This window comes from Candidatus Methylomicrobium oryzae, from assembly GCF_016745425.1.
Taxonomy (GTDB): domain Bacteria; phylum Pseudomonadota; class Gammaproteobacteria; order Methylococcales; family Methylomonadaceae; genus Methylomicrobium; species Methylomicrobium oryzae.
Genome location: NZ_JAERVK010000014.1, coordinates 122,615 through 142,942, shown reverse-complemented (window position 1 = coordinate 142,942; position 20,328 = coordinate 122,615). Strand labels below are relative to the sequence as shown.

The 20,328-nt window shown below is 53.7% G+C and carries 21 protein-coding genes; 5 read left to right on the top strand and 16 right to left on the bottom strand.

From position 1 onward, the window contains the following. Positions 1-248: 248 nt before the first annotated feature. Complete coding sequence (locus JJL52_RS16080; RefSeq protein WP_202053498.1) at positions 249-884, bottom strand: MlaC/ttg2D family ABC transporter substrate-binding protein; 636 nt, start codon at positions 882-884, stop codon at positions 249-251. A 154-nt stretch (positions 885-1,038) separates the two neighbouring features. Between JJL52_RS16080 and hemB the strand changes: the two genes are divergently transcribed. From hemB to dinB, 4 genes are all read left to right on the top strand, one after another. Continuing rightward, positions 1,039-2,043 carry a porphobilinogen synthase gene (gene hemB / locus JJL52_RS16075; protein WP_202053497.1) on the top strand — a complete coding sequence of 335 codons (1,005 nt, stop codon included), beginning with the start codon at positions 1,039-1,041 and terminating at the stop codon, positions 2,041-2,043. Between the two features lie 115 nt (positions 2,044-2,158). Beyond that, the gene (locus tag JJL52_RS16070; RefSeq protein WP_202053496.1) at positions 2,159-2,662 is read left to right on the top strand and encodes a hypothetical protein; all 504 of its coding nucleotides are present in this window, start codon (positions 2,159-2,161) and stop codon (positions 2,660-2,662) included. Further along, a complete protein-coding gene (gene aroE / locus JJL52_RS16065; RefSeq protein ID WP_202053495.1) occupies positions 2,663-3,499 on the top strand; it encodes a shikimate dehydrogenase in 837 nt (278 codons plus the stop codon). A gap of 77 nt (positions 3,500-3,576) precedes the next feature. Beyond that, positions 3,577-4,689 carry a DNA polymerase IV gene (dinB, locus tag JJL52_RS16060; RefSeq protein WP_202053494.1) on the top strand — a complete coding sequence of 371 codons (1,113 nt, stop codon included), beginning with the start codon at positions 3,577-3,579 and terminating at the stop codon, positions 4,687-4,689. Here dinB and JJL52_RS16055 read toward each other — a convergent pair. The 15 genes from JJL52_RS16055 to flgB all read right to left on the bottom strand — a co-directional run bounded on the left by JJL52_RS16055 (position 4,672) and on the right by flgB (position 18,813). After that, entirely contained in the window at positions 4,672-5,421 is a 750-nt protein-coding gene (locus tag JJL52_RS16055) for a class I SAM-dependent methyltransferase (protein ID WP_202053493.1), read from the bottom strand. The genes dinB and JJL52_RS16055 overlap by 18 nt on opposite strands. Before the next feature lie 12 nt (positions 5,422-5,433). Next, the gene (motB, locus tag JJL52_RS16050; protein WP_202053492.1) at positions 5,434-6,405 is read right to left on the bottom strand and encodes a flagellar motor protein MotB; all 972 of its coding nucleotides are present in this window, start codon (positions 6,403-6,405) and stop codon (positions 5,434-5,436) included. A gap of 20 nt (positions 6,406-6,425) precedes the next feature. After that, positions 6,426-7,283 carry a flagellar motor stator protein MotA gene (gene motA, locus JJL52_RS16045; RefSeq protein WP_202053491.1) on the bottom strand — a complete coding sequence of 286 codons (858 nt, stop codon included), beginning with the start codon at positions 7,281-7,283 and terminating at the stop codon, positions 6,426-6,428. Between the two features lie 133 nt (positions 7,284-7,416). Beyond that, positions 7,417-8,658 carry an EAL and HDOD domain-containing protein gene (locus JJL52_RS16040; RefSeq protein WP_336885083.1) on the bottom strand — a complete coding sequence of 414 codons (1,242 nt, stop codon included), beginning with the start codon at positions 8,656-8,658 and terminating at the stop codon, positions 7,417-7,419. A gap of 250 nt (positions 8,659-8,908) precedes the next feature. Continuing rightward, on the bottom strand, positions 8,909-9,835 hold the full coding sequence (gene flgL, locus JJL52_RS16035) for a flagellar hook-associated protein FlgL (protein WP_202053490.1): 927 nt from the start codon (positions 9,833-9,835) through the stop codon (positions 8,909-8,911). A 12-nt stretch (positions 9,836-9,847) separates the two neighbouring features. Then, entirely contained in the window at positions 9,848-11,503 is a 1,656-nt protein-coding gene (gene flgK / locus JJL52_RS16030) for a flagellar hook-associated protein FlgK (RefSeq protein ID WP_202053489.1), read from the bottom strand. A 24-nt stretch (positions 11,504-11,527) separates the two neighbouring features. Continuing rightward, entirely contained in the window at positions 11,528-12,577 is a 1,050-nt protein-coding gene (gene flgJ, locus JJL52_RS16025) for a flagellar assembly peptidoglycan hydrolase FlgJ (RefSeq protein WP_202053488.1), read from the bottom strand. A 13-nt stretch (positions 12,578-12,590) separates the two neighbouring features. Further along, a complete protein-coding gene (locus tag JJL52_RS16020; RefSeq protein ID WP_202053487.1) occupies positions 12,591-13,697 on the bottom strand; it encodes a flagellar basal body P-ring protein FlgI in 1,107 nt (368 codons plus the stop codon). A 19-nt stretch (positions 13,698-13,716) separates the two neighbouring features. Further along, positions 13,717-14,391 carry a flagellar basal body L-ring protein FlgH gene (flgH, locus tag JJL52_RS16015; protein WP_202053486.1) on the bottom strand — a complete coding sequence of 225 codons (675 nt, stop codon included), beginning with the start codon at positions 14,389-14,391 and terminating at the stop codon, positions 13,717-13,719. 13 nt (positions 14,392-14,404) lie between these two features. After that, positions 14,405-15,193 (bottom strand): flagellar basal-body rod protein FlgG, encoded by a 789-nt coding sequence (gene flgG, locus JJL52_RS16010; protein ID WP_202053485.1) that lies wholly within the window; start codon positions 15,191-15,193, stop codon positions 14,405-14,407. A gap of 50 nt (positions 15,194-15,243) precedes the next feature. Next, positions 15,244-15,984: a flagellar basal-body rod protein FlgF gene (flgF, locus tag JJL52_RS16005; RefSeq protein ID WP_202053484.1), complete on the bottom strand. Its 741-nt coding sequence runs from the start codon at positions 15,982-15,984 to the stop codon at positions 15,244-15,246. A 22-nt stretch (positions 15,985-16,006) separates the two neighbouring features. Continuing rightward, entirely contained in the window at positions 16,007-17,302 is a 1,296-nt protein-coding gene (gene flgE / locus JJL52_RS16000) for a flagellar hook protein FlgE (protein ID WP_202053483.1), read from the bottom strand. Between the two features lie 17 nt (positions 17,303-17,319). Then, positions 17,320-17,991, bottom strand: coding sequence for a flagellar hook assembly protein FlgD (locus tag JJL52_RS15995; protein WP_202053482.1), 672 nt, complete (start codon positions 17,989-17,991; stop codon positions 17,320-17,322). Between the two features lie 10 nt (positions 17,992-18,001). Continuing rightward, the gene (gene flgC, locus JJL52_RS15990) at positions 18,002-18,418 is read right to left on the bottom strand and encodes a flagellar basal body rod protein FlgC (RefSeq protein WP_202053481.1); all 417 of its coding nucleotides are present in this window, start codon (positions 18,416-18,418) and stop codon (positions 18,002-18,004) included. A 2-nt stretch (positions 18,419-18,420) separates the two neighbouring features. Continuing rightward, positions 18,421-18,813 (bottom strand): flagellar basal body rod protein FlgB, encoded by a 393-nt coding sequence (gene flgB, locus JJL52_RS15985; RefSeq protein ID WP_202053480.1) that lies wholly within the window; start codon positions 18,811-18,813, stop codon positions 18,421-18,423. A 282-nt stretch (positions 18,814-19,095) separates the two neighbouring features. Here flgB and JJL52_RS15980 point away from each other — a divergent pair, with 282 nt between their 5' ends. Further along, complete coding sequence (locus tag JJL52_RS15980; protein ID WP_202053479.1) at positions 19,096-20,313, top strand: hypothetical protein; 1,218 nt, start codon at positions 19,096-19,098, stop codon at positions 20,311-20,313. The last annotated feature ends 15 nt before the right edge of the window (positions 20,314-20,328 follow it).

The window sequence follows — 20,328 nt, the reverse complement described above, 5'->3', positions numbered from 1 at the left end:
CGGCCTGATCGGCTTGTGCGTGAACGGCGAAGCGCATTGCAACGCCACGTTCGACAGCGAGGCGCTGCCGATCGATGAAATCTACAACGGACTGAAAAACAGAAAGATCATTTACTGAAGAAAATCCGGGGCGGGACGACTGTAAGAGCTCCGCCCGGAAACAAGCGGAATAGAGTTTACCGCTCTAACTGCTCAATGATAAGGATAGGCGGAAGGCATGGCGATGCCTTCCGCCTTTATTTTTGGGATCAGGACTTCGCCGACAACGCTTCCGCGTTACGCTTGGCCAGGCTTTCGATTACCGCGCCCAGCGAACCCTTTTGCTGCACTTCATTCGTAAAAGTCGTCCGGTAGTTGGTGACCAGACTGACGCCCTCGATCATGATATCGTAAGCTTTCCAATGTCCGGTTTCGCTCAAAAACATCCGGTAATTGACACCGACCGGCTGAATTCCCGGCTGCAGCACTTCGGTTTTGACGACCACTTTGTTGGAGCCTGGCTCCATATCCATCGGCAGGAAACGGACCGACCACTCCTTGAACTCGACAAAAGCGCGCGAGTACGTTCTAACCAATAACATCTGGAACTCGTGCTTGAAGCGCTCACGTTCTTCCGGGGTCGCGGTTTTCCAGATTTTGCCCAATACCAGCGCGGAGATTTTGTCGAAATCGGTATGTGGATAGATCACCTCATTCACGAATTGGGTGATTTTTGCGAAATCGTTCTTAAAGGAATTATCCTGCAGGCGTTGTTTCAGTTTGTCCGACGCATCCTGGATTGCTTGCTGAGGCGGTAGCAAGTCTTGCGAATAAGCGCTTGATACCGGTAAAAATGCCATAAAAAACAGACATAAACCGAAAAGCGTAATTTGTTTGAACTTCATATAACCCTCAGAATGATAGAAACCTGTTGCCTGTCATTTTCAAATAATCAAAATGACTTTCCTGTTACAATAAAAAATTTGCGGAACCGCGCCGCCGACTTGCTGCGCAGTGCTTAACGTTGAGATTCTCTTAAATACCAAAAGTTCTGGCAAGATGACCTATCATACCACCAATTTCCCCAAAACACGCATGAGAAGAATGCGTTACAGCGACTTTTCGCGTCGCTTGATGCAAGAGCACCGCTTGTCCGTGGACGACCTGATTTATCCGGTATTCGTGACTGAAGGCAGCAGTGAAAGAATCCCGATCGTGTCGATGCCCGGCATCGAAAGACTGTCCGTCGACCTCCTTCTGGAAGAAGCCTACGAATTGTTTAGTCTCGGCATTCCGGCACTTGCATTGTTTCCGGTCATTCCCCTCGAGAAGAAGTCCGATCTCGCCAAGGAGGCTTACAATCCGGAAGGACTCGTGCAAACCACAGTCCGCGCCCTAAAAGAAGCCATACCCGAGCTCGGCGTCATTACCGACGTGGCGCTGGATCCTTACACTTCGCACGGACAGGACGGCCTGATCGACCAGGACGGCTATGTGCTGAACGACGAAACGATCGAAGTGCTGGTCAAACAGGCCCTGTCGCACGCCGATGCAGGCGCAGACATTGTCGCCCCCTCGGACATGATGGACGGACGCATCGGTGCGATTCGGCAGGCACTGGAGACCAACCGCCACCGCAACACCCGAATATTAGCTTACTCCGCCAAATATGCGTCGAGTTTTTACGGCCCGTTCCGGGATGCGGTCGGTTCATCGGCCGCGCTAGGCAAAGCCAATAAATACAACTATCAGATGGATCCGGCCAACTCCGATGAAGCCCTGCGCGAAGTTGCGCTGGACCTGCAGGAAGGCGCCGACATGGTCATGGTCAAACCCGGCATGCCCTATCTCGACATCATCCGCCGGGTCAAGAACGAGTTCGGCGTTCCGACCTTCGCCTACCAGGTTTCCGGCGAATACGCCATGTTGAAAGCGGCTTCGATCAACGGCTGGCTCGACGAGAAACAGGTGGTGCTGGAATCGCTGCTGGCGTTCAAACGCGCCGGCAGCGATGCCATTTTGACCTACTTCGCCAAATCCGTGGCGGAATGGCTGCAAAATTGAACGCAGACATATCGAACTGAAACTCAACCGCTTTACTGAGCTCAAAAAGTCTAGATCGGCCGGCATCGAGCGCCGTAAAACAATAACAACGATAACGACAAACGGAGTCCCGGATATGATTCTCACCCCAAGGCGCAAGCGCCAGATCGAAGCCGTCATCTTAATCATATTGCTGATATTGTCGCTCGGCGGCATTTTCATCAATGACTATGCTCCGTCCGACGGTTTCGGCTACTGGATCATGATGGTCTTCGTGTTCGCCTTTTTCTCGATCATTCTGGGCTGGCTACAATCGCAACAAGAGGGTGAAAATTTCGCCCCGGTGTTGCGCGATCAGGCGCTGCATTGGTTCTGCTCTCTGCTCGTGGTAGGCGGTACCTCGCTCGTGCTGAAGCCGGAGAACAACTCCGGCCTGATCATTCTGCTGATCCTGTCGCTCGCGGTGGTTCTGGACGGCATGCGCGTCGGCTGGCGTTTCAGCGTCGTCGGCATCTTTCTGGGCGTCTCGGCCGTAATTCCGACTTATACGCAACATTTTTTCTGGGTGGAGCTGATCATCGTCGCAGCCATCATCACCCTGACCATCATCTGGAGCTTTTGGCTGAGGAGAAACAATTAAATGCCTGCTATTGACCGCTATGCCGTTTTTGGAAGCCCGATCAACCACAGCAAGTCGCCCAAGATCCACCGCCTGTTTGCCGAACAGACAGCCCAGTCGCTCAGTTACGAAGCGCAGGAGGTAAAGGCCGAGTCATTCGATGAGGCAGTCAGCGCCTTCTTTGCAGCCGGAGGTAAAGGCCTGAACTGCACCGTGCCGTTGAAGGAACTGGCCTATCGCTTTGCCTCGCACAAAACCGAACGCGCGGAACGCAGCAAGGCGATCAACACCCTCGCACTGCAGGCGGACGGCACGATTCTAGGCGACAATACCGACGGATGCGGCCTGGTTAGAGACCTGCTGAATAACCATCGCATCATGCTCGCGGGCAAACGCATCCTGATCCTCGGCGCGGGCGGCGCCACCCGGGGCATTCTCGGGCCGATCCTGGAAGAAGCCCCGTCCGAGCTGGTGATCGCTAACCGGACCGTCGAAAAAGCGGAAGGGCTTGCCGAAGAATTCGAATGTCTGGGCAGCATTTCTGGTTGCGGCTTCGAAACGCTTTCCGGACGGCAATTCGACCTGATTCTGAACGCCACCTCCGCCAGCCTGAGCGGCGAACTGCCGCCCCTACCCGAACATCTGCTCGCCGATGAAGGCAGCTGTTACGATCTTGCCTACGGCAACGAACCGACCGCCTTCGTGCGCTGGGGAATCGTCCAGGGGACGCAAAAGAGTCTGGACGGACTCGGCATGCTGGTCGAACAGGCGGCCGAAGCGTTCTTCATCTGGCGCGGGATCAGGCCTCAGACCTATCCGGTAATCGATCTGCTCGACCGGGAAAGAAAAAGCCGTTAAAACCTAGCCGAACCGGCGGATACGCAACGCTTATCCGCCTATAGGCGTCGATCAGCCAAGCCGACAAAGGAAACCCCATGACTGCCGGTCCGCCTTTACGCAAAATCATCCATATCGATATGGATGCTTTTTACGCCGCGGTCGAACAGCGCGACAATCCCGCCTATCGGGGCAAACCGATCGTCGTCGGCGGCCGGCCCGATTCGCGGGGCGTGGTCGCGACCTGCAGCTACGAAGCCAGAAAATTCGGTATTCGTTCGGCAATGGCCTCTTCCCAGGCGTACCGTTTATGTCCCCAGACCATCTTTATCAAGCCCCGTTTCGAAGTTTACAAAGACGTCTCGGCAGCGATCCGGCGCATTTTTTCCAACTATACCGAGCTGTTCGAACCGCTCTCGCTCGATGAAGCGTATCTGGACGTGACCGCGGTCTCGCGCTGCCGGGGATCGGCCACCCTGCTTGCAAAGGAAATCAAAGACAAGATTCGACAACAAACCGGATTGACTGCCTCGGCGGGTGTTTCCTACAACAAGTTCCTGGCGAAGATTGCCTCCGATCTCAACAAACCCGACGGATTGTATCTGATTACGCCGGAACAGGGCCCCGGATTCGCCGAACGCCTGCCGGTCGGCAAATTTCACGGCATCGGCAAGGCCACCGAGAAAAAAATGCACGAGTTGGGCATCCGGACCGGGCTGGATCTGAAACGTTGGCCGCTGCCCTTATTGGTTCAGCATTTCGGCAAATCCGGCCAGTATTATTACGACATTGCCCGAGGCATCGACAATCGGCCGGTCCGCAATTTCCGCCCGAGCAAATCGGTGGGCGTGGAAATCACCTATCCGGAAGACCTCACCGAGCCCAACCTCATCCTGCAGCAGCTAATCGACCTGATGGGCAAGGCGCTCGCGCGGCTGGCGGCGAAACATATGACGGCCCATACTCTCACGGTCAAAATCAAATACCATGACTTCGCGCAGATCACCCGCAGCAAAACGCTGCCGCAGGCCATTACGGGAGTGGAAGGGTTCGAGGCCATACTGGCCGATTTGCTGAAAGATACCGAGGTCGGCGCCAAAAAGGTACGCCTGCTGGGCATTGCCCTGTCGTCCCTGCACAGCCCGGAGTTACTGCATTACCGGCAAACGGACCTGTTCATCCTCTCCATGCCGTCACATTTCCCAGATTAACAGGCGGGTATGCCGCGCGTCGTTCAACTGCACGGTCCTGGCGGGAGAACAGTCCGGTACGGCAAAGGAATTGCTTACAAACAAAGAGCCTGCCCGCATTTCATGTTTCGCCTTCTGCCAGAGTTCGGCCATGGGTTCCGGCGACAGGAAAGCGTAGACGACATCATAAGCCTCCAGGTTTTCATTCCAGAAGCTGCCGTACCGGACATGCACGTTACTTTTCTTCTTCAACCGCAGCCAGCTCACCAGAAAAGGAAGCGGCGCCGATTCGACACCGTAAAACTGCCCGTCCGGCTTTTGCTCGGCAAGGCGGGCCAGCAGGCCTCCCAACCCGCTGCCTAAATCGAGGAAACGGAACGGTCGATGCCCGGGCAACAGCGACGCCAGCGCCGTACAGCTCGTTTCGTTGGAGAGATAAAGCGGGACTCTTTCCTTGGCATTACTGAAAAAAATCAGCCAAAGCAATAAAAATCCTCCCAAAAAAAAATGAGGAGGTAGATTGAAGCGGGATACCAGCAACAGCAGCGGCACAAAAAGCCCTTGTATGACGAACCACCATGGAGGCAAACCGAAAAGTCCGCTCAACACAACGGCGGTTACGCTTTGCAGGAGTGCCAATCCCCACAAAGGCAACAACAGGCCGAAAAACAGGCTTGCTTTAAATGCCAGAAACGCGGCAAGCAATGCTCCCGCCTGCGCCAGCAGGGCGGAAAAAACAACCGGCAAACGCATCGATGCCGAGGCTCAATGGCTTACCAGCTGAGGAACAGGCGGCTTGATCTCCGGTACGGACGGCGGCGGCGGCAAAGAAGGACTGTTCAGCAGCTTTTTCTGTGCGAAGTCACGGACATTGGCGCTATTGATAATGCCTTCTTCGGTTCTCCTATTCAGGACGATGATCGAAATTCTCCGATTGATCGGATCGAGCGGGTTGTCCTTGTTCATATGGACGCTGGAAGCCAGGCCCACGACCCGAATGATCTTTTCGTCCTTTAACCCGCCCCGCACCAGTTCTTTGCGGGCGGCGTTGGCGCGGTCCGCCGACAATTCCCAGTTCGTATAGCCCTGCCCATTGCCGGGAAAAGGGGCACTATCGGTATGTCCCGAAACACTGATCCGATTCGGTAATTCGTTAATGACCGGAGCGAGCTGATCCAGAATCTGCGCCGCATAAGACTCCATCTTTGCGCTGGCCCTGTTGAACATGGCCTTTTTTTCCTGATCCATGATCTGAATGCGCAACCCTTCCGACGTAAAGTCGATCATCAGCTGATCCTTGTACTGATTCATGAGGGGGGTGGTTTCGATCAAATTATCGATTTTTTCCTTCAATTGCTTCAGGTGGTTGATATCCCGCCGTTCCGCTTCCTCATCGACATCCTTGTCGCTGGCATCGGCAATGGATTCCTGCTTGCCTTCATTGGTCAACTTGACCTGCCCCTCGGACTGTGTAACGTCTTGCCCGCCGCCCTGGATCAGGCTGGTCGCATCGCCGGTATTGGCCCCTCCGGCAATAGACGGTTTCCAGGGATCGGTAAAATAATCGGCAATACCTTGTCGGAACGAAGGCTCCGTCGTTCCCAACAGCCACATGAGCAGAAAAAACGCCATCATCGCCGTCACGAAGTCGGCGTATGCCAGTTTCCATGCGCCTCCATGATGGCCGTGTCCGCCTTTTTTTATTTTTTTGATGACAATAGTCTGATTTTCACTCATGCGGATAAGACTAACATCGTTTACTGTTTGTTATTCTTGAGATGCTCTTCCAACTCCGCAAAAAGCGGACGTTCGGCGGAGAACATGACTTTACGCGCAAATTCCACTGCCACGGGAGGCGCATAACCGTTCATCGAGGCAATAAAGCCGGCTTTGATGCTTTGATAGTATTTGGTGGATTCGGCCAGTTTCTGCTCCATTAGGCCGACCAGAGGACCGATAAAACCGTAGGAAAGCAGAATCCCGAGAAAAGTGCCTACCAGCGCCGCACCGATGAGTTCGCCCAATTCTGCGGGAGGTTTTCCTACCGAGCCCATGGTATGAACTACACCCATTACGGCAGCGATAATCCCGAAAGCCGGCAAACCGTCGGCCAGACGCGACAATGCACCGATAGGCAAATGCTCCTCTTCATGGTGAGTTTCAATTTCAAGATCCATCAGATTGTCGACCTGATGCACATCAAAATTGCCCGCAACCATCAACCGAAGATAGTCGGTAATGAATTCGACGGCATGGTGATCGGCGAGCACATTGGGCGCTGCGCTAAAAATAGGACTTTGCGAGGGATTGTCTATATCTGCCTCAATGGCTAACAATCCCTGCTGCCTGATTTTGACAAAAATATTGTTTAACAAGGTCAGAGTTTCCAGATAAAACGTCTTTGTATATTTGGAACCTTTGAATACGCCTCCCAGACCGCGCAACACAGCTTTTAATACTTTCGGGCTGTTGGAAACGATAAAGGCGCCTACAGCCCCCCCAAAGATGATAAGAAACTCAAACGGCTGCACCAGAACGCCAACATGCCCTCCTGCCCCGACGTATCCGCCTAACAGGGCGCCAACAACCACGATATATCCAATAACGACAAACATGCAGCCTTCTCTTCAAATATAATCAGCAAAAAATTATCAGGTAATTCCGTTTTTGATACGGCGAAGATATCAAAAGTGTAGCGGATTATTTGGATCAGGCGGGTCTTCTTTTCGAGGAACCAAAGGACGGCCTTTAAGCGAGCTCATTTAAAATATCTTCCGCGCTGGTAATGGCCTGTATGTAGATTGCGACTAATCTGTCCATGGCGACCAGTTCCGCAAACGGTTCGAGCGAATGGCCCTGTTCAAGCGCTTGAATACAGTTCAATCCGACGCTGTAGGGCCCCGTACGCTCAACGAGTGCTTGAGCCATTTCGGCCTGAATAGGCATGTCCTTTACTAATTGATCGATAGGTTGGCCGAGCATTCCATCGAGGATCGACAGCAGTCCTACGGCATAAGCGCTTTCCGGCTTACCGAGTGCAAGCTCTTTGCTCACTGAGTAACATAACTCGGCGCGGATCAGGCCCGTTTTTATGATCTCGGCGCTCTTCACGGGCATACCGGACATGATGACCAGACTTGCCCAGGCCCTTAGTCTTCTTAATCCGATAAATAAGACGGCTTGCTGAATGGAGTTGATCTTTTTAGTAAAACCGAAAAAGGCTGAATTAATAAATCGCAAGGCTTTAAAGCTGAGTTGGGGATCCAGAGAAATCAGCCGGGCCAACTCGTCCAGATCCACCGCAGGATCATTGATCCGGGAGATCATCTTTACCAATAAATTCTGATTGGTCTGCAGAATCTTGGTATTCAAAACCTGAGGTTTAGCGAAAAAGTATCCTTGGAAGAGATCAAAACCCATGTCCAGAGTCTTTGCAAACTCGGCATGCGTTTCAACTTTCTCCGCAAGCAAAGTTATTCCTCTTTTCTTTAAATCAACAATATTTTCCGAATAGGATTCGAGGTGGAGTCCGGTGATGTCGATTTTGATAATCGAGCAATAAGGTAATAAAGGCGTCCAATGAGGCTCAAACCTGTAATCATCCAGGGCGATGATAAAGCCGTTCTCATGCAGTTTACGTATGCCGCCTACCAGTTCGGTATCGATTTCAATGTCTTCCAAAACCTCCAGCACGAACCGGCCCTTATCCAGCGGTAGGGTTTGCCCATCGGTAAATAATGCTCTTGTAAAATTCACAAACGCTTTATGAGACCCGACCAAATGTTTTACGCCGAATTCAAGAAACGTATAAAGCAGGGTACGCGCCGTTACGAGATTTCCGTTGGCACCTTCCTCCGGCCCGGAATTCCGGTATCGATACAGCAATTCATAACCATAGGTCTGTTGATTGCGGTCGAGGATAGGCTGGCGTCCTACTTGAATGATCTCTGTCGGGTATTCCAGCTCTGTTTTGGGATTATTATCCAGCACTCAGTGTTTTCTTGTCTAAACGCTAACTGTTATGAATCTGCGATTCACGCCTTTACCGTACAGAATGCCATAAACACGGGGTAAATCGGAAGTAATTTCTCGACCCCACGGGAAACGCCGCCATTTTATCGCCGAACGAATATGTATCCCGGCTGTCGGCGAATAAATTTAACCGCATGATCAACTGCATTGGAATGATTTTTCTATACATCCGGGCAGAAAACCGGAAGCACAGGAACACTCCCCGAAGTCAAAAAAGGTTGAATAACGACAGCTTTTGCACCTGTACGAAAGCCTGCTGAGCCGCCTGCAATGCGGTGGATTGGAAGCTGAATCGGCTGATGGCATCGGCATAATCGACATCCTCGATCTCGGATAATACCGTTTTCATGTTAAGGACCTGATCGGCATGCATGTTTTCTTGCTGATCCAATACGTTGAGCCGTACCCCTATAGAGGATTGCACATTGACTATCCTATCCATGGATTTCTTAATATCGTCCAACGAACTGGATTCCGGCGCATTGCCTTTTAAATCGGCGATAAATTTGTCTATCGCTTCAAAAGCGTTATCGATGCCGGGAGAAGGACCGGCGGGGGGAGGCGCGCCGGTAGGCACTCCAAAAACACTGTCGCCCGAGTCTCCGTCAGCCACCAACCGGTCCGTACCGATTTGAATCTGCCGCTGATTGGCATCTCCGCCGTAGGCATACCCCCCGCCGGGGGCGGGAATCTTTTCAAAAGGCTGGGTATCGCTTTTGAATCCTGCAAACAGATATTCGCCGTTTGCGTTTCGGCTGTTGGCGATCGCCACCAGTTGATCCTTCAGGCCCTCCATTTGGGTGGCAATCGCATTCCTGTCGCTCGGCGAATTCGTAGCATTCAAGCCCTGAATTCCGAGCTCGTTGACTTGCTGAAGAATACCCATTGCGTTCTGCAAGAGTCCGTCCTGTAACGAAAGTCGTTGTCTGGCGGTATCGATGTTCCTTTGATACTGCTCGGTTTGATTGATGTTTTGATTCAGATCGACCACGCGCGCAGCGGCTGATGGATCATCGGACGGCGCCAGTATTTTTTTGCCGGAAGACAGCTGCATCTGGGTCTGGCTCAACCGGGCCTGCTGGTTCAGAATGGAATTAAGGCCCAATTGCTGCGCCCAAGAAGTCGAAATTCGCATGACAGTCTCCTCCTATCGAACAGCTCCAATGAGGGTATCGAACAGGGAATTGGCGACGGAGATTGCCTTTGCCGCCGCCTGATAAGCGTTTTGAAATTTAATCAGATTTGCCGCCTCTTCGTCCAGGTTGACCCCCGCCAGATTTTCCCGGGTTTGTTTGGCCTGGTTCAGTAAAACCTGCTGAGCCGATTGGCTTGTTTTTGCCGATTGCGTGCTGGCCCCAACCTGGCTCACCAATTGGCCGTATGCGGAGGAAAGTGTGGAGCGGCCTCCCGATAGAATAGACTGCTGTTCAAGATTCGCAAGCTTCAGCGCATTGTTATTGTCTCCCGGGACGGAAGAGCCGTTGCCCGCTGCGGCGATTTCCTTGGGATCGCTGATATTGATCTTCAGGTTTTCGGCCGTGTGAAAGGCGGGGCGGATCAGAAAGCTCGAGGCGCCGGTCGGCGGCGTAGACAGGCTGATCGTCATTCCTTCCACATTGACCGGGCTTCCGGGAAAGCCGACGATATTTATCGTCTGCTTGTCGCTCAGGCGGGTCAACGTATAATTCGTGCCGTCGTAATCCAGCCGATAGTCGCTGGGATACAAGTTAACCGTATTGCTGGGATCATACGTAGCCGTAATACCGCCGCCTCCCGGCAGATTAGGATTAACCGTAACCGGCACATTCAAACCGGTGCCGCCCAAGGCGAATAAATCCTTGCCCGGCGCGCCGTTCAAATCGAAGCCGCTGTTATGTATCGCGTTGAACTGCAGTGACAGGCCTGCAGCCAAGACTCCCAGCTGCTGTTGGGCGGGGTCCAGGACCTGATCCCGGAATTTGAGCGCGCCCGATAATTCGCCTCCCGTGATCGACTGCGTGATGGGCTGGCCGTTGATAACGATTTCTTTATAGGAATTATCGAAAGCGGAGCCGGCCAGCGATAAAGTCGCCGCACTCGCGTTGGAGACCAAAGACTGCCCTTTGCCGATGATGAGGTTAACCGAGCCGTCGTCCATATTGAGCACGGACACGTTGATTTTCTCGGCAATCTTGGTGAGCAGCGCATCGCGCTGGTCCAACAGATCGTTCGGCATCTGCATGCCGGCAGTCCGCCCGAACTCCGCGGTGATTTTAACGTTCAGATCGGCGATGGACTTCGCGTAGCCATTGATCTCGTCGAGAGTGGCCTGCATCTGGTTGTTCGTCTGATTGCGCAAACTGTCTAAAGACGATGCCATGGCGTTGAATTGTTGTGCCAATGAATCGGCCTGCCCCAGCATAGTCTGGCGGGCGGCAAGGGAAGTCGGATCGCTGGCGACATCGTTAACCGCGCCAAAGAACGATTTTAAAGTCACGGGCAGGCCCGAGTCGTTGTTGCCGACCACCGCATCCACTTGCGATGCCATACCCGCCAAATATTCCGACTCGGCGAAGGCGGAGGTGCTGGAATTGAGCTGCTGATTGACGAATTGGTCGTAGCTGCGCGTAATATTGACGACATTGACGCCCTGTCCGATGTACCCTGCTCCCGTAAATTGAGGAGGACGGGCGCTCAGCTCGACCCGTTGCCGGCTGTAGCCTTCGGTATTGACATTGCTGATGTTTTGGCTCGTCGTCGCCAGCCAACGCTGGGAAGCGAAAAGCCCTGTCAATGCCGTTTCTAAAATCCCCGTTCCAGCCATGGTCTTGTCCTGCTTCGGTTATTATCAGGCCTGATCGCGCATCGCCGCGGCAAGATCAGGTTGAATATTGTTCATTGTTGCGCCCCGGTAAATGCTGATGATTTTCTCGGCATATTTCGGGTCCGTCGCATAGCCTGCGTGCTGCAATCCGCGCAAATACCGTTCCGGACTATCGGCCTGTTTCAAGGCGTCTCCATAACGCGGGTTATTTTTAATCAATCGCACATAATCCTGAAAACTTTCCTCGAACGAATCATATGCACGAAATCCTGCATTCGTTTTCCTGCCGACGCCTCGTTCGAATTCCAGCGCCTTGACCGACACTTGTTCCCCCTGCCAGCCTCTGCCGGCTTTGATATTGAACAAGTTAAAGGTGCTTTCACCTTCCCGGTTTTTGATCAGCGAACGCCCCCAATTCGTCTCCAGTGCCGCCTGCGCCAGCAGCACTTTCGGCTCGACGCCCAATTCCCTGGCGGCCCGTTCGGCAATGGGATGCAAATGCCTGACAAAATCCTGTGCCGAATGTATCGGCAAATCGCCGGACTTCTTGAATGCGAATTCCGAATCCCCGTTATCCGTGGCGAGTTTTTCACCGTTAACCGAAGCCGGCTCGATTTCTTCATTCCCGATCGCGGGATCCGGCTCCTCATGACTTTTATCGATTTTGCCGATGGTACGGCTATCGACTTCGCCGTGCCGGCTGGGCATCGACTTGCCGGCGGTGGAAGACCGGTTCAGATAATCCTCGAGATTCATTTTTCCGGCCTTGTCATCGTCGGCCTCTTCGCGTTTCATCTGTTTGACGATCAAATCCGCCAGCCCGACCGACCCCGACAGATTCGACGCCAGCTGTTGGTCGTACATTTCGCTGTAAAACTTGCTCTGCTCGTTATCCAGGATGCCGTCCGCCAGTTTCGACTCCCGCATGCTTTTGAGAACCTGATTCAGGAAAACGCCCTCAAATTGCTTGGCGGCAGCTTTCAAGGCTTCCGGAGATTCTTTCCGAGCTTCGGTTTTCAGCTTCGCAAGGGCGTTGAGGTCGGTATAAACATCGGACCGGTTCGCGTTTAACATAAGAAACCTCCCACTAAATCACTATCAGCTCGGCACGCAAGGCGCCGGCGGTCTTGAGGGCCTCCAGAATGGCGACCAAATCGCTCGGCCCGGCCCCGACAGTATTGACCGCCTTAACGATTTCATCCAGGGACACGCCGGCATTAAAGACGAACATCCGATTTTTCTCCTGTTCGACTTGCACATCCGATTGCGGCGTCACCACGGTCTGGCCGGAGGAAAACGCATTCGGCTGGCTGACCTGCGGGTTTTCGCTGATGGTCACCGTCAAACTGCCGTGCGACACGGCGGCCGGCTGCACCCGAACTTTATTGTTGATCACCACGGTCCCGGTGCGGGAGTTGACGATAATCCGCGCCGGTGCCTCGTCCGGCATGATACTGATATTTTCGACCAATGCCGCGAACGAGACTTTTTGCGCCACATCGAAAGGCCCTCTGACGCTGACCGAAGCGGCATCGACCGGCCTTGCGGTATTGGCGCCCAATTCCCTGTTGATGGCTTCGGCCATTCGGTTAGCCGTCGTAAAATCGGCCGTATGCAAATTGAAAGTTAAAATGTTGCCTTCCGAAAAAGGCGTTTTGACCGTGCGTTCGATGGTGGCGCCGTTCGGAATCCGCCCGACGGTCGGGCTGTTGACGGTGATGTTGGAGCCGTCTTGCCCTGTCGCGCTCAAGCCGTTCACGACCAGACTGCCCTGCGCAACCGCATAGACCTGGCCGTCCGCACCCTTCAACGGCGTCATCAGCAAGGTGCCGCCCCGTAAATTTTTCGAGTCGCCGATCGCGGAAACCGTTACGTCAATGGTTTGCCCTGGCTTGGCGAATGCCGGCAACTCGGCCTGAATCGCGACGGCAGCGATATTTTTCGATTTAGGGTCGATGCCGGGCGGCAAGGTCACGCCGAACCGCCCCATCATGCTGCGCAAGGTTTGTCCGGCGAATTTGGTTTTATCCCCGGATTTGTTGTCCACTCCCACGACCAGCCCGTAACCCACCAACTGGTTGGCCCGCACTCCTTCGATGGAAGCGATATCCTTGATCCGTTCGCCGTGAACCGAACTGCTGAGAGCCAGTCCCAGCAGGGCGAATAAACCGATGGCCTTGCGTACGCTGTTCATGTTTCAGACTCGATAGAATTCAGAAAGGAAACCACGGACTATAGATGATCCTGGCAAGCCATCCCATTTTGCTGGCGTCCGCCATGGCGCCCTCGCCGGTATACATAATGGTTGCATCGGCTACTTTGTCCGAGGAAACGGTATTGGACGTGTCGATGTCGACAGGCCTGACGATACCCGCAAGCCGGATATATTCGTCGCCCTGGTTCAGCGTCACTCTTTTCTCGCCGCGTACCCGCAAATTGCCGTTCGGAAGGACTTCCACGACCGTAACGGAAATATCGCCGACCAGACTGTTGCTCTGGTTGGCCTCGCCTTCCCCGTTAAAATCCCTTTTGCCGGCCAGTTCGGTTTTCGGGTCGTTGCCGGTGAGGGACGACATCGCGAATCCGGCGACAGTCGGCGCCGACAGCAGTACATCGACATCCTTTTTCGCATTCAGATCGTCCGCCTTTTTGGCCTGGGTCAATTCCTTAAGCTTGATGGTCAACACATCCCCCACCCGCATCGCCTTATTGTCTTCGAACAGGCGCATATCGTAACCGGCTTGGTAGATGGAGCCGTTATTCGACACGGGAGGCTGTAATGATGCCGGCGCTACCGGCGCGAATGCGGGATCTTTGGGCGGCACGGTAGTACAAGCCGACAACAGAATGGACACCAGCCCCAAAAGTCCAAGCTTTTGCATGATCATCCTCACTCTCCCGCTACAATTGCTGGGTCACGAACGAAAGCATTTGATCCGTGGTCGATATGGCCTTGGAATTCATCTCGTAAGCCCGCTGGGTTTCAATCATGTTCACCAGTTCTTCAACGACATTCACGTTGGAGGTTTCCAGAGAACCCTGCAATAACGCGCCGTATTCCTGATCGCCCGGCGTCCCCACGAGCGGTGCGCCGCTGGATACCGTTTCCCGGTAGAGGTTTTCGCCGACCGGTTCAAGGCCGGTAGAATTGATGAAGTCCGCCGTCTGGATCTGCCCGACCTGAACCGGCGCGGCATTTCCCGGCTGCAATACCGAAACGGTGCCGTCCCGGCCGATCGTGATGCTGATCGCATCGTTCGGAATCGTAATCGCCGGTTCCAGCGGCAAACCGCCCGACGTCACCAGCTGGCCGTTGGCGTCGAGTTTCAAAGATCCGTCGCGGGTATAGTTGATGTCGCCGTTCGGCATCAGGATTTGCAGATATCCCCTGCCGTTGATCGCAACGTCCAGTGAATTTTCCGTCTGCTGGACGTTTCCTTGCGTATGCAGTTTTTCGGTAGCGACGGTCCTGACGCCGGTGCCCAATTGCAAACCCGACGGCAACTGGGTATTCTGCGTGGATTGAGCGCCCGCCTGGCGAATGTTCTGGTACACCAAATCCTCGAATATCGCCCTGGACTTTTTGAATCCGGTGGTATTGACGTTCGCCAGATTGTTGGAAATAACGGCCATCCGGGTTTGCTGGGCGTCCAGGCCGGTTTTGGCGACCCATAAAGCGCGTTCTGTCATGGTGAACTCCTGTGTGTCAAAAAATTGTCTTAATCAAACTGATGCAGGGTTTATGCCATTTGCATCAGCTTGGCGCCGATGCTGGCGTTGTCATCCGCGGCTTTCATGACTTTGGTTTGCAGCTCGAAATTTTTGGACAGTTCGATCATCTCCACCATCGCACTGATAGCGTTGACATTGCTGCCTTCCAAAGCGCCCTGCACCAGCGTGACGTCGGCGCTGGGCTCCGCCGTTTTACCGCCTTTCAAATGCATCAGCCCGTCGTTCAATTTTTCAAGATCGCCCGGCGCCGGCTTGACCAGCTTGATCCGGTCCAACGCCGCCATATTGGTGGCGTTGGTGCCCATCGGAATAATGCTGATCGTGCCGTCCTTGCCGATTTCCAGCTTTTGTGCCGGCGGCAGGGAAATCGGCCCGTTTTGCCCCAAAATCTGCAGGCCGGCGCCGTTCTGCAGCAAGCCCTCGGGGGTGATCCGAAGATCGCCGGCACGGGTATAGGCCTCCTGGCCGTCGGCCGTCCGTACCGCCAGCCAGCCGTCGCCTTCGATGGCGACATCCAGTTCGCGGCCGGTCGTCTGCAAAGACCCCGCCGACAGATCCGTTGCCGGCCGCTCGGTCATCGCATAAACGCGCGTCGGATAACCGGCGCCGAACACCGGCATGCTGCGGAATTGTTCCAGGTCGGCCTTAAATCCTGAGGTTTGGGTGTTCGCCAAATTATTGGCGTTCGCCGTTTGGGCCAATAATGTTTGCTTGGCTCCGCTCATTGCGATATAGAGACTCTTATCCATTACGGCTCTCCCGGCTTAGCGTTTAACGAATATTCAAGATGTTTTCGGTAATGGTTTTTTCGACGCTGATAGCTTGGGCATTGGCCTGATAGGCTTGCTGGCCGATGATCAGCCGTACCAATTCCGAGGTCAAATCCACGTTGGAGGCTTCCACCGCGCCCGACTGGATTTTCCCGAAACTTCCCGTACCCGGCGCGCCGACGATCCGCTCGCCGGAGTCCGCACTTTGCGCCCAAGTCGTATCGCCCAATTTCGCCAGTCCTTGCGGATTGGGGAAACGCGACAGCGCCACCTGCCCTAACGTCTCTGATTTACCGTTACTGTAATTGGCATAGACGATGCCGGAATCATCGATATTGATGCCCACCAAATTACCCGAAGGAAAACCATCCTGTGCCAAAGTATTGACGGAAAATACGCTGCTGTACTGGGTCGTTCCGGTAAAATCGAAGGTCAGGGTGAGCGGATCGACGTTCAGATTGGGATCCAGCGTCGTGGAGGCGATCGGGCCGTAAGCAATCGGCATGGCCGTCGTCAATTTTCCGGCCGTATCGAACGTCATTGTCATGGCTGTCTGGCTACCGTCGAGCGGTACGGGAGCGGCCGAACCGTCGATATTGATGGGTTTGCCGTCGACAAATAGATAGGCGTCCCAAGTATTCGGCGTCGTCGGGCTTTGGCTGACGTAATAGGTGGTGGCAATATGGGAATTTCCTTGCGAATCGTAAATCGTCAAGGACGTAGAATGATTGTAGGAATCCGGATTCGCAGGGTCCACAGTAGTAGCGGTCGGTGTCACCTGGCTCGATTGCAGATTCGAACTGATGCTTATGAGGCTGGTTGCGGTCGGCGATCCTTGATTGGCCTTTACCTGCAGAGGCTGCAAAACCCCGGTGCTGAAGCCCGCGGACACCGTCGTGCCGTTCGGCTTGAATGTCATCAGGTATTTGCCCTGATTGTTCACGACATAGCCCTCCTTGTTCAATTTGAACTCCCCGTCCCGGGTAAATGCGGTAGGCTGATCTGAAGTAGTGCTGCTTCCCAACGAAAAAAAGCCGTCGCCACTGATCGCCAGATCCAAATTGTTGCCGGTCGCATTGATGTTGCCCTGGGTAAACTGTTGCGCCACATTCGCCACCCGAGTACCGTTCCCCGACTGAATACTGCTGACGCCGCTCACGCTGGCGGCGTAAACATCGGAAAACTCCGCCCTGGATTCCTTGAAGCCTACCGTGTTGGCATTGGCAATGTTATTGCTTGTCACATCCAAATTTTTCGAAGCGGCATTCATGCCGCTAATCGCTGTAAAAAATGCCATGTTATCTCTCCGACATATTAAAGGATCTGTTTGATTTGATTGAAGTCGACAGCGCCCAAGCCCTCCAGGTTTACCCTGACGCCCTGCTGGCCGTTGCCCAAAAGAACACTATCGACCTTGGAGCTGACCTGCGTCACCAAGGCCGTATTGACACCGTTGACAGTCGCCGTCGCTTCCAGCTTATAGCTGCCCGGATGCGCCAAAACGTTGTCGTCGCTGAGTCCGTCCCACGTGAAGGGAACGGAACCCGCTTGTTGACTGCCGAGGGCCAGGTTGCGTACCGTTTCTCCAGTCTGCGCATCCACGATTTTTATCGAAACGCCGGAAGCGTTTTCGGGAAGCTCCAGCTGCCCCTTGATTTCGCCGCCCGCCGGCAAGATGCCCTGGCCCGACTGCACGGACACGTAATGCCCCACGAGGCCGGAAGCCTGCAAGGCCTGATCCGAACTGATCGAAGCGGCGAAGCTTTTAAAAGATTCCTGCAAATCCTGAATTCCCGCCACCGTTCCGAACTGCGCCATTTGCGCCAGAAAATCGCCGTTTTCCATGGGCTTGGTGGGATCCTGGTGAGTCATTTGCGTCGTCATCAGTTTCAGAAACTCCTCCTGCCCCAATGACTGCTTTTTAGCGACGGGCGTTTGGGAGCCCGATAATCCCAAGGCATTAATCGCATCTACTCCGAGAGCCATGCCACACCTCCTACTTGCCCATTCTTAAGGTTTGAAGTATCAGTTCCTTTGCCGTATTCAAAACCTCCACATTGTTTTGATAAGAGCGGGAAGCCGACATCATATTGGCCATCTCTTCGATCGTATTCACGTTGGGTTTGTAGATATAGCCGTCCTTATCCGCCATAAGATGGTTGGGTGCATATTCCTTGACCGCAGGCTCCTGGCTTTCCACTACCCCCAATACGTTGACACTGCTTCCCAATTTCTGCCCGTCGAGAAGATTTTTCAATTCCGAAGCAAATACCGGCTGCCGGGATTTATAAACCGTATCCAGACTGCTGCTGACACTGTTGGCGTTCGCAATGTTGCTGGCAACCAGGTTCAGCCTGACCGACTGGGCGTTCATGCCGCTGCCGGCAATGTCGAAGATGTTGAAATTGGCCATGCTCATTCCCCTCTGAGGGCCATCATCAGGCCCGCTAAATTGTTATTGATAAAATTCAAACTGGCTTGATACTGCACCGCGTTTTCGGCAAATTTCGCCTGTTCTACATGCGCTTCCACGGTATTGCCGTCGAGCGACACCTGGTTCGGATTGCGGTACATCATTTTGGCGCCCAGCGTTAACTCAGGTGGAGCAACGTGATTCGTCCGCGTACGCTCGAGATTTAAACCTGAAGGCAGGGTTTGTTTTAATATCGACGTGAAATCCAGATCGCGCGCTTTATAGCCCGGCGTGTCCGCATTAACCAGATTCGAGGCGAGAACTTCACTGCGTTTTTCGCGCAATGCCAGTGCCTGAGCGTGAATCCCCAGTGCTTTATCGAAATTTATAGACATATTTTTTTACCTCACTATAGGTCGCTTCAAAATTCCTTAAGCAAATACCGCACCAAAAGATTTTTTTTATTTGTAAACAAACATCTGCAATCAGAGAATGGTTTTCGATTACGATGGGGCATGATTTCTTGCTATGATTGAACACCCTGGATTCATTCGGAAGAAGCGGTTTTGCCGGCGTACAGCCAAATTATTGACGTTGCGCCTGTTCTACAGAGATTATCGGCTGTATCGGCAATCGGAAGAAAAGATCTGTGTAGGGTTATTTACGGGTAATGGCTTATGAAATATTGGTTGTCGGCGGTTTTATTGGCGAACATCGCTTTGCTTCTGGTGGAATTCCATTCCGGCGCATTCGAATCCTTCCTGATGGAAGAGGCTAGCGACCTCCGGAAAGAGCGCGAAACTTATTCGAGCAAACATCCAGATGCATCCGGCGGGAGCGGTCGCGCCGATACCCCCGTTTCTTTTGCCGAAAAGTCAAGCGAAGATTTGAATCCGCACCATGAAGCACGGCCAAAAATTGAACAAACTCCGCCTCAGGACACTATTTCCATTCCTGATGCCCCGGCAGTGCCTTCATCATCGAATTTAATCCAAACGCCCGTCCAAACCGGGACTCCTCCGCTCGGAAGCGGTAGCGCGGACGTTCCCGAAAATAAACCCCTTGCTGCCGTTGGTTTTCCGCACCCGGCTGAACTGCCGCCGGCACAGCCGCCCGCCTCCCCTGAGCCGTCAAAGGCCCCGATCGCTATCCAATCGACTGAGAAGGGCTCCGCCGCCCTCTTCACTTCTGCGCCAATCCCGCTTATCCCTGCCGCGGAAAAGAACGTCTCCGCTGCTCCCGAAATTCCTCAAAAAAACGGAAAGTCGGGTTCGGCTCAGCCTGCTCTTCACAGCGAAAAATCCGGAAAAACCGAAACGCCTGCGCAATCGGCGAAAAATAAAAACGCCGGGAACGAATCTCTAGCTAAAGAAACGCATCCGCCGTCCCCCCTGCCGCACAACCTGGATAAAGTGCTGACGGCCTGCTACATGGCGGGCCCCGCCGACAGTGTCGAAGCATTAAACGCATTGCTCAGCCAGTTCCGTCCGCAATTGACGGAACTGGCCATGTCTCCGGCCCAGGCGGAAAAAGTGCGTAAAGGGAACAGGTTTGTCGTGTACTATCCCGCGCCTCCCTCCATGGAAGAGTCGCTTCTGACCGCTACCACCCTAAAAAACACTTATGGACTCAAAGACTTGCAAGTTATTAGAGACGGCGAGATGAAAGGCGCCATTTCTTTGGGCGTCTTCAGCAGTCAACGGAACGCCGAGTGGGCAAAAAGCAAATTTGAGCAACAAGGGCTGCAAGTCCGGATCAAACCGCGTTTTCCGACCGGGAACGCCTACAAAGTGCGAATGCGCTGGACTACACAACAGGAACCGATTGCCGAGCGATTAGTCGATGCATTAACTCAGAGCTATCCCGATACCCAGCGAATTAGCTCCTGCGAATAACCGGATCAGGGAGAT

Coding starts and splice junctions, on each gene's coding strand:
- JJL52_RS16080 (WP_202053498.1), bottom strand. CDS start 884: ATGAAGTTCAAACAAATTACGCTTTTCGGTTTATGTCTGTTTTTTATG.
- hemB (WP_202053497.1), top strand. CDS start 1,039: ATGACCTATCATACCACCAATTTCCCCAAAACACGCATGAGAAGAATG.
- JJL52_RS16070 (WP_202053496.1), top strand. CDS start 2,159: ATGATTCTCACCCCAAGGCGCAAGCGCCAGATCGAAGCCGTCATCTTA.
- aroE (WP_202053495.1), top strand. CDS start 2,663: ATGCCTGCTATTGACCGCTATGCCGTTTTTGGAAGCCCGATCAACCAC.
- dinB (WP_202053494.1), top strand. CDS start 3,577: ATGACTGCCGGTCCGCCTTTACGCAAAATCATCCATATCGATATGGAT.
- JJL52_RS16055 (WP_202053493.1), bottom strand. CDS start 5,421: ATGCGTTTGCCGGTTGTTTTTTCCGCCCTGCTGGCGCAGGCGGGAGCA.
- motB (WP_202053492.1), bottom strand. CDS start 6,405: ATGAGTGAAAATCAGACTATTGTCATCAAAAAAATAAAAAAAGGCGGA.
- motA (WP_202053491.1), bottom strand. CDS start 7,283: ATGTTTGTCGTTATTGGATATATCGTGGTTGTTGGCGCCCTGTTAGGC.
- flgL (WP_202053490.1), bottom strand. CDS start 9,835: ATGCGAATTTCGACTTCTTGGGCGCAGCAATTGGGCCTTAATTCCATT.
- flgK (WP_202053489.1), bottom strand. CDS start 11,503: ATGGCTGGAACGGGGATTTTAGAAACGGCATTGACAGGGCTTTTCGCT.
- flgJ (WP_202053488.1), bottom strand. CDS start 12,577: ATGTTAAACGCGAACCGGTCCGATGTTTATACCGACCTCAACGCCCTT.
- JJL52_RS16020 (WP_202053487.1), bottom strand. CDS start 13,697: ATGAACAGCGTACGCAAGGCCATCGGTTTATTCGCCCTGCTGGGACTG.
- flgH (WP_202053486.1), bottom strand. CDS start 14,391: ATGATCATGCAAAAGCTTGGACTTTTGGGGCTGGTGTCCATTCTGTTG.
- flgG (WP_202053485.1), bottom strand. CDS start 15,193: ATGACAGAACGCGCTTTATGGGTCGCCAAAACCGGCCTGGACGCCCAG.
- flgF (WP_202053484.1), bottom strand. CDS start 15,984: ATGGATAAGAGTCTCTATATCGCAATGAGCGGAGCCAAGCAAACATTA.
- flgE (WP_202053483.1), bottom strand. CDS start 17,302: ATGGCATTTTTTACAGCGATTAGCGGCATGAATGCCGCTTCGAAAAAT.
- JJL52_RS15995 (WP_202053482.1), bottom strand. CDS start 17,991: ATGGCTCTCGGAGTAGATGCGATTAATGCCTTGGGATTATCGGGCTCC.
- flgC (WP_202053481.1), bottom strand. CDS start 18,418: ATGGCCAATTTCAACATCTTCGACATTGCCGGCAGCGGCATGAACGCC.
- flgB (WP_202053480.1), bottom strand. CDS start 18,813: ATGTCTATAAATTTCGATAAAGCACTGGGGATTCACGCTCAGGCACTG.
- JJL52_RS15980 (WP_202053479.1), top strand. CDS start 19,096: ATGAAATATTGGTTGTCGGCGGTTTTATTGGCGAACATCGCTTTGCTT.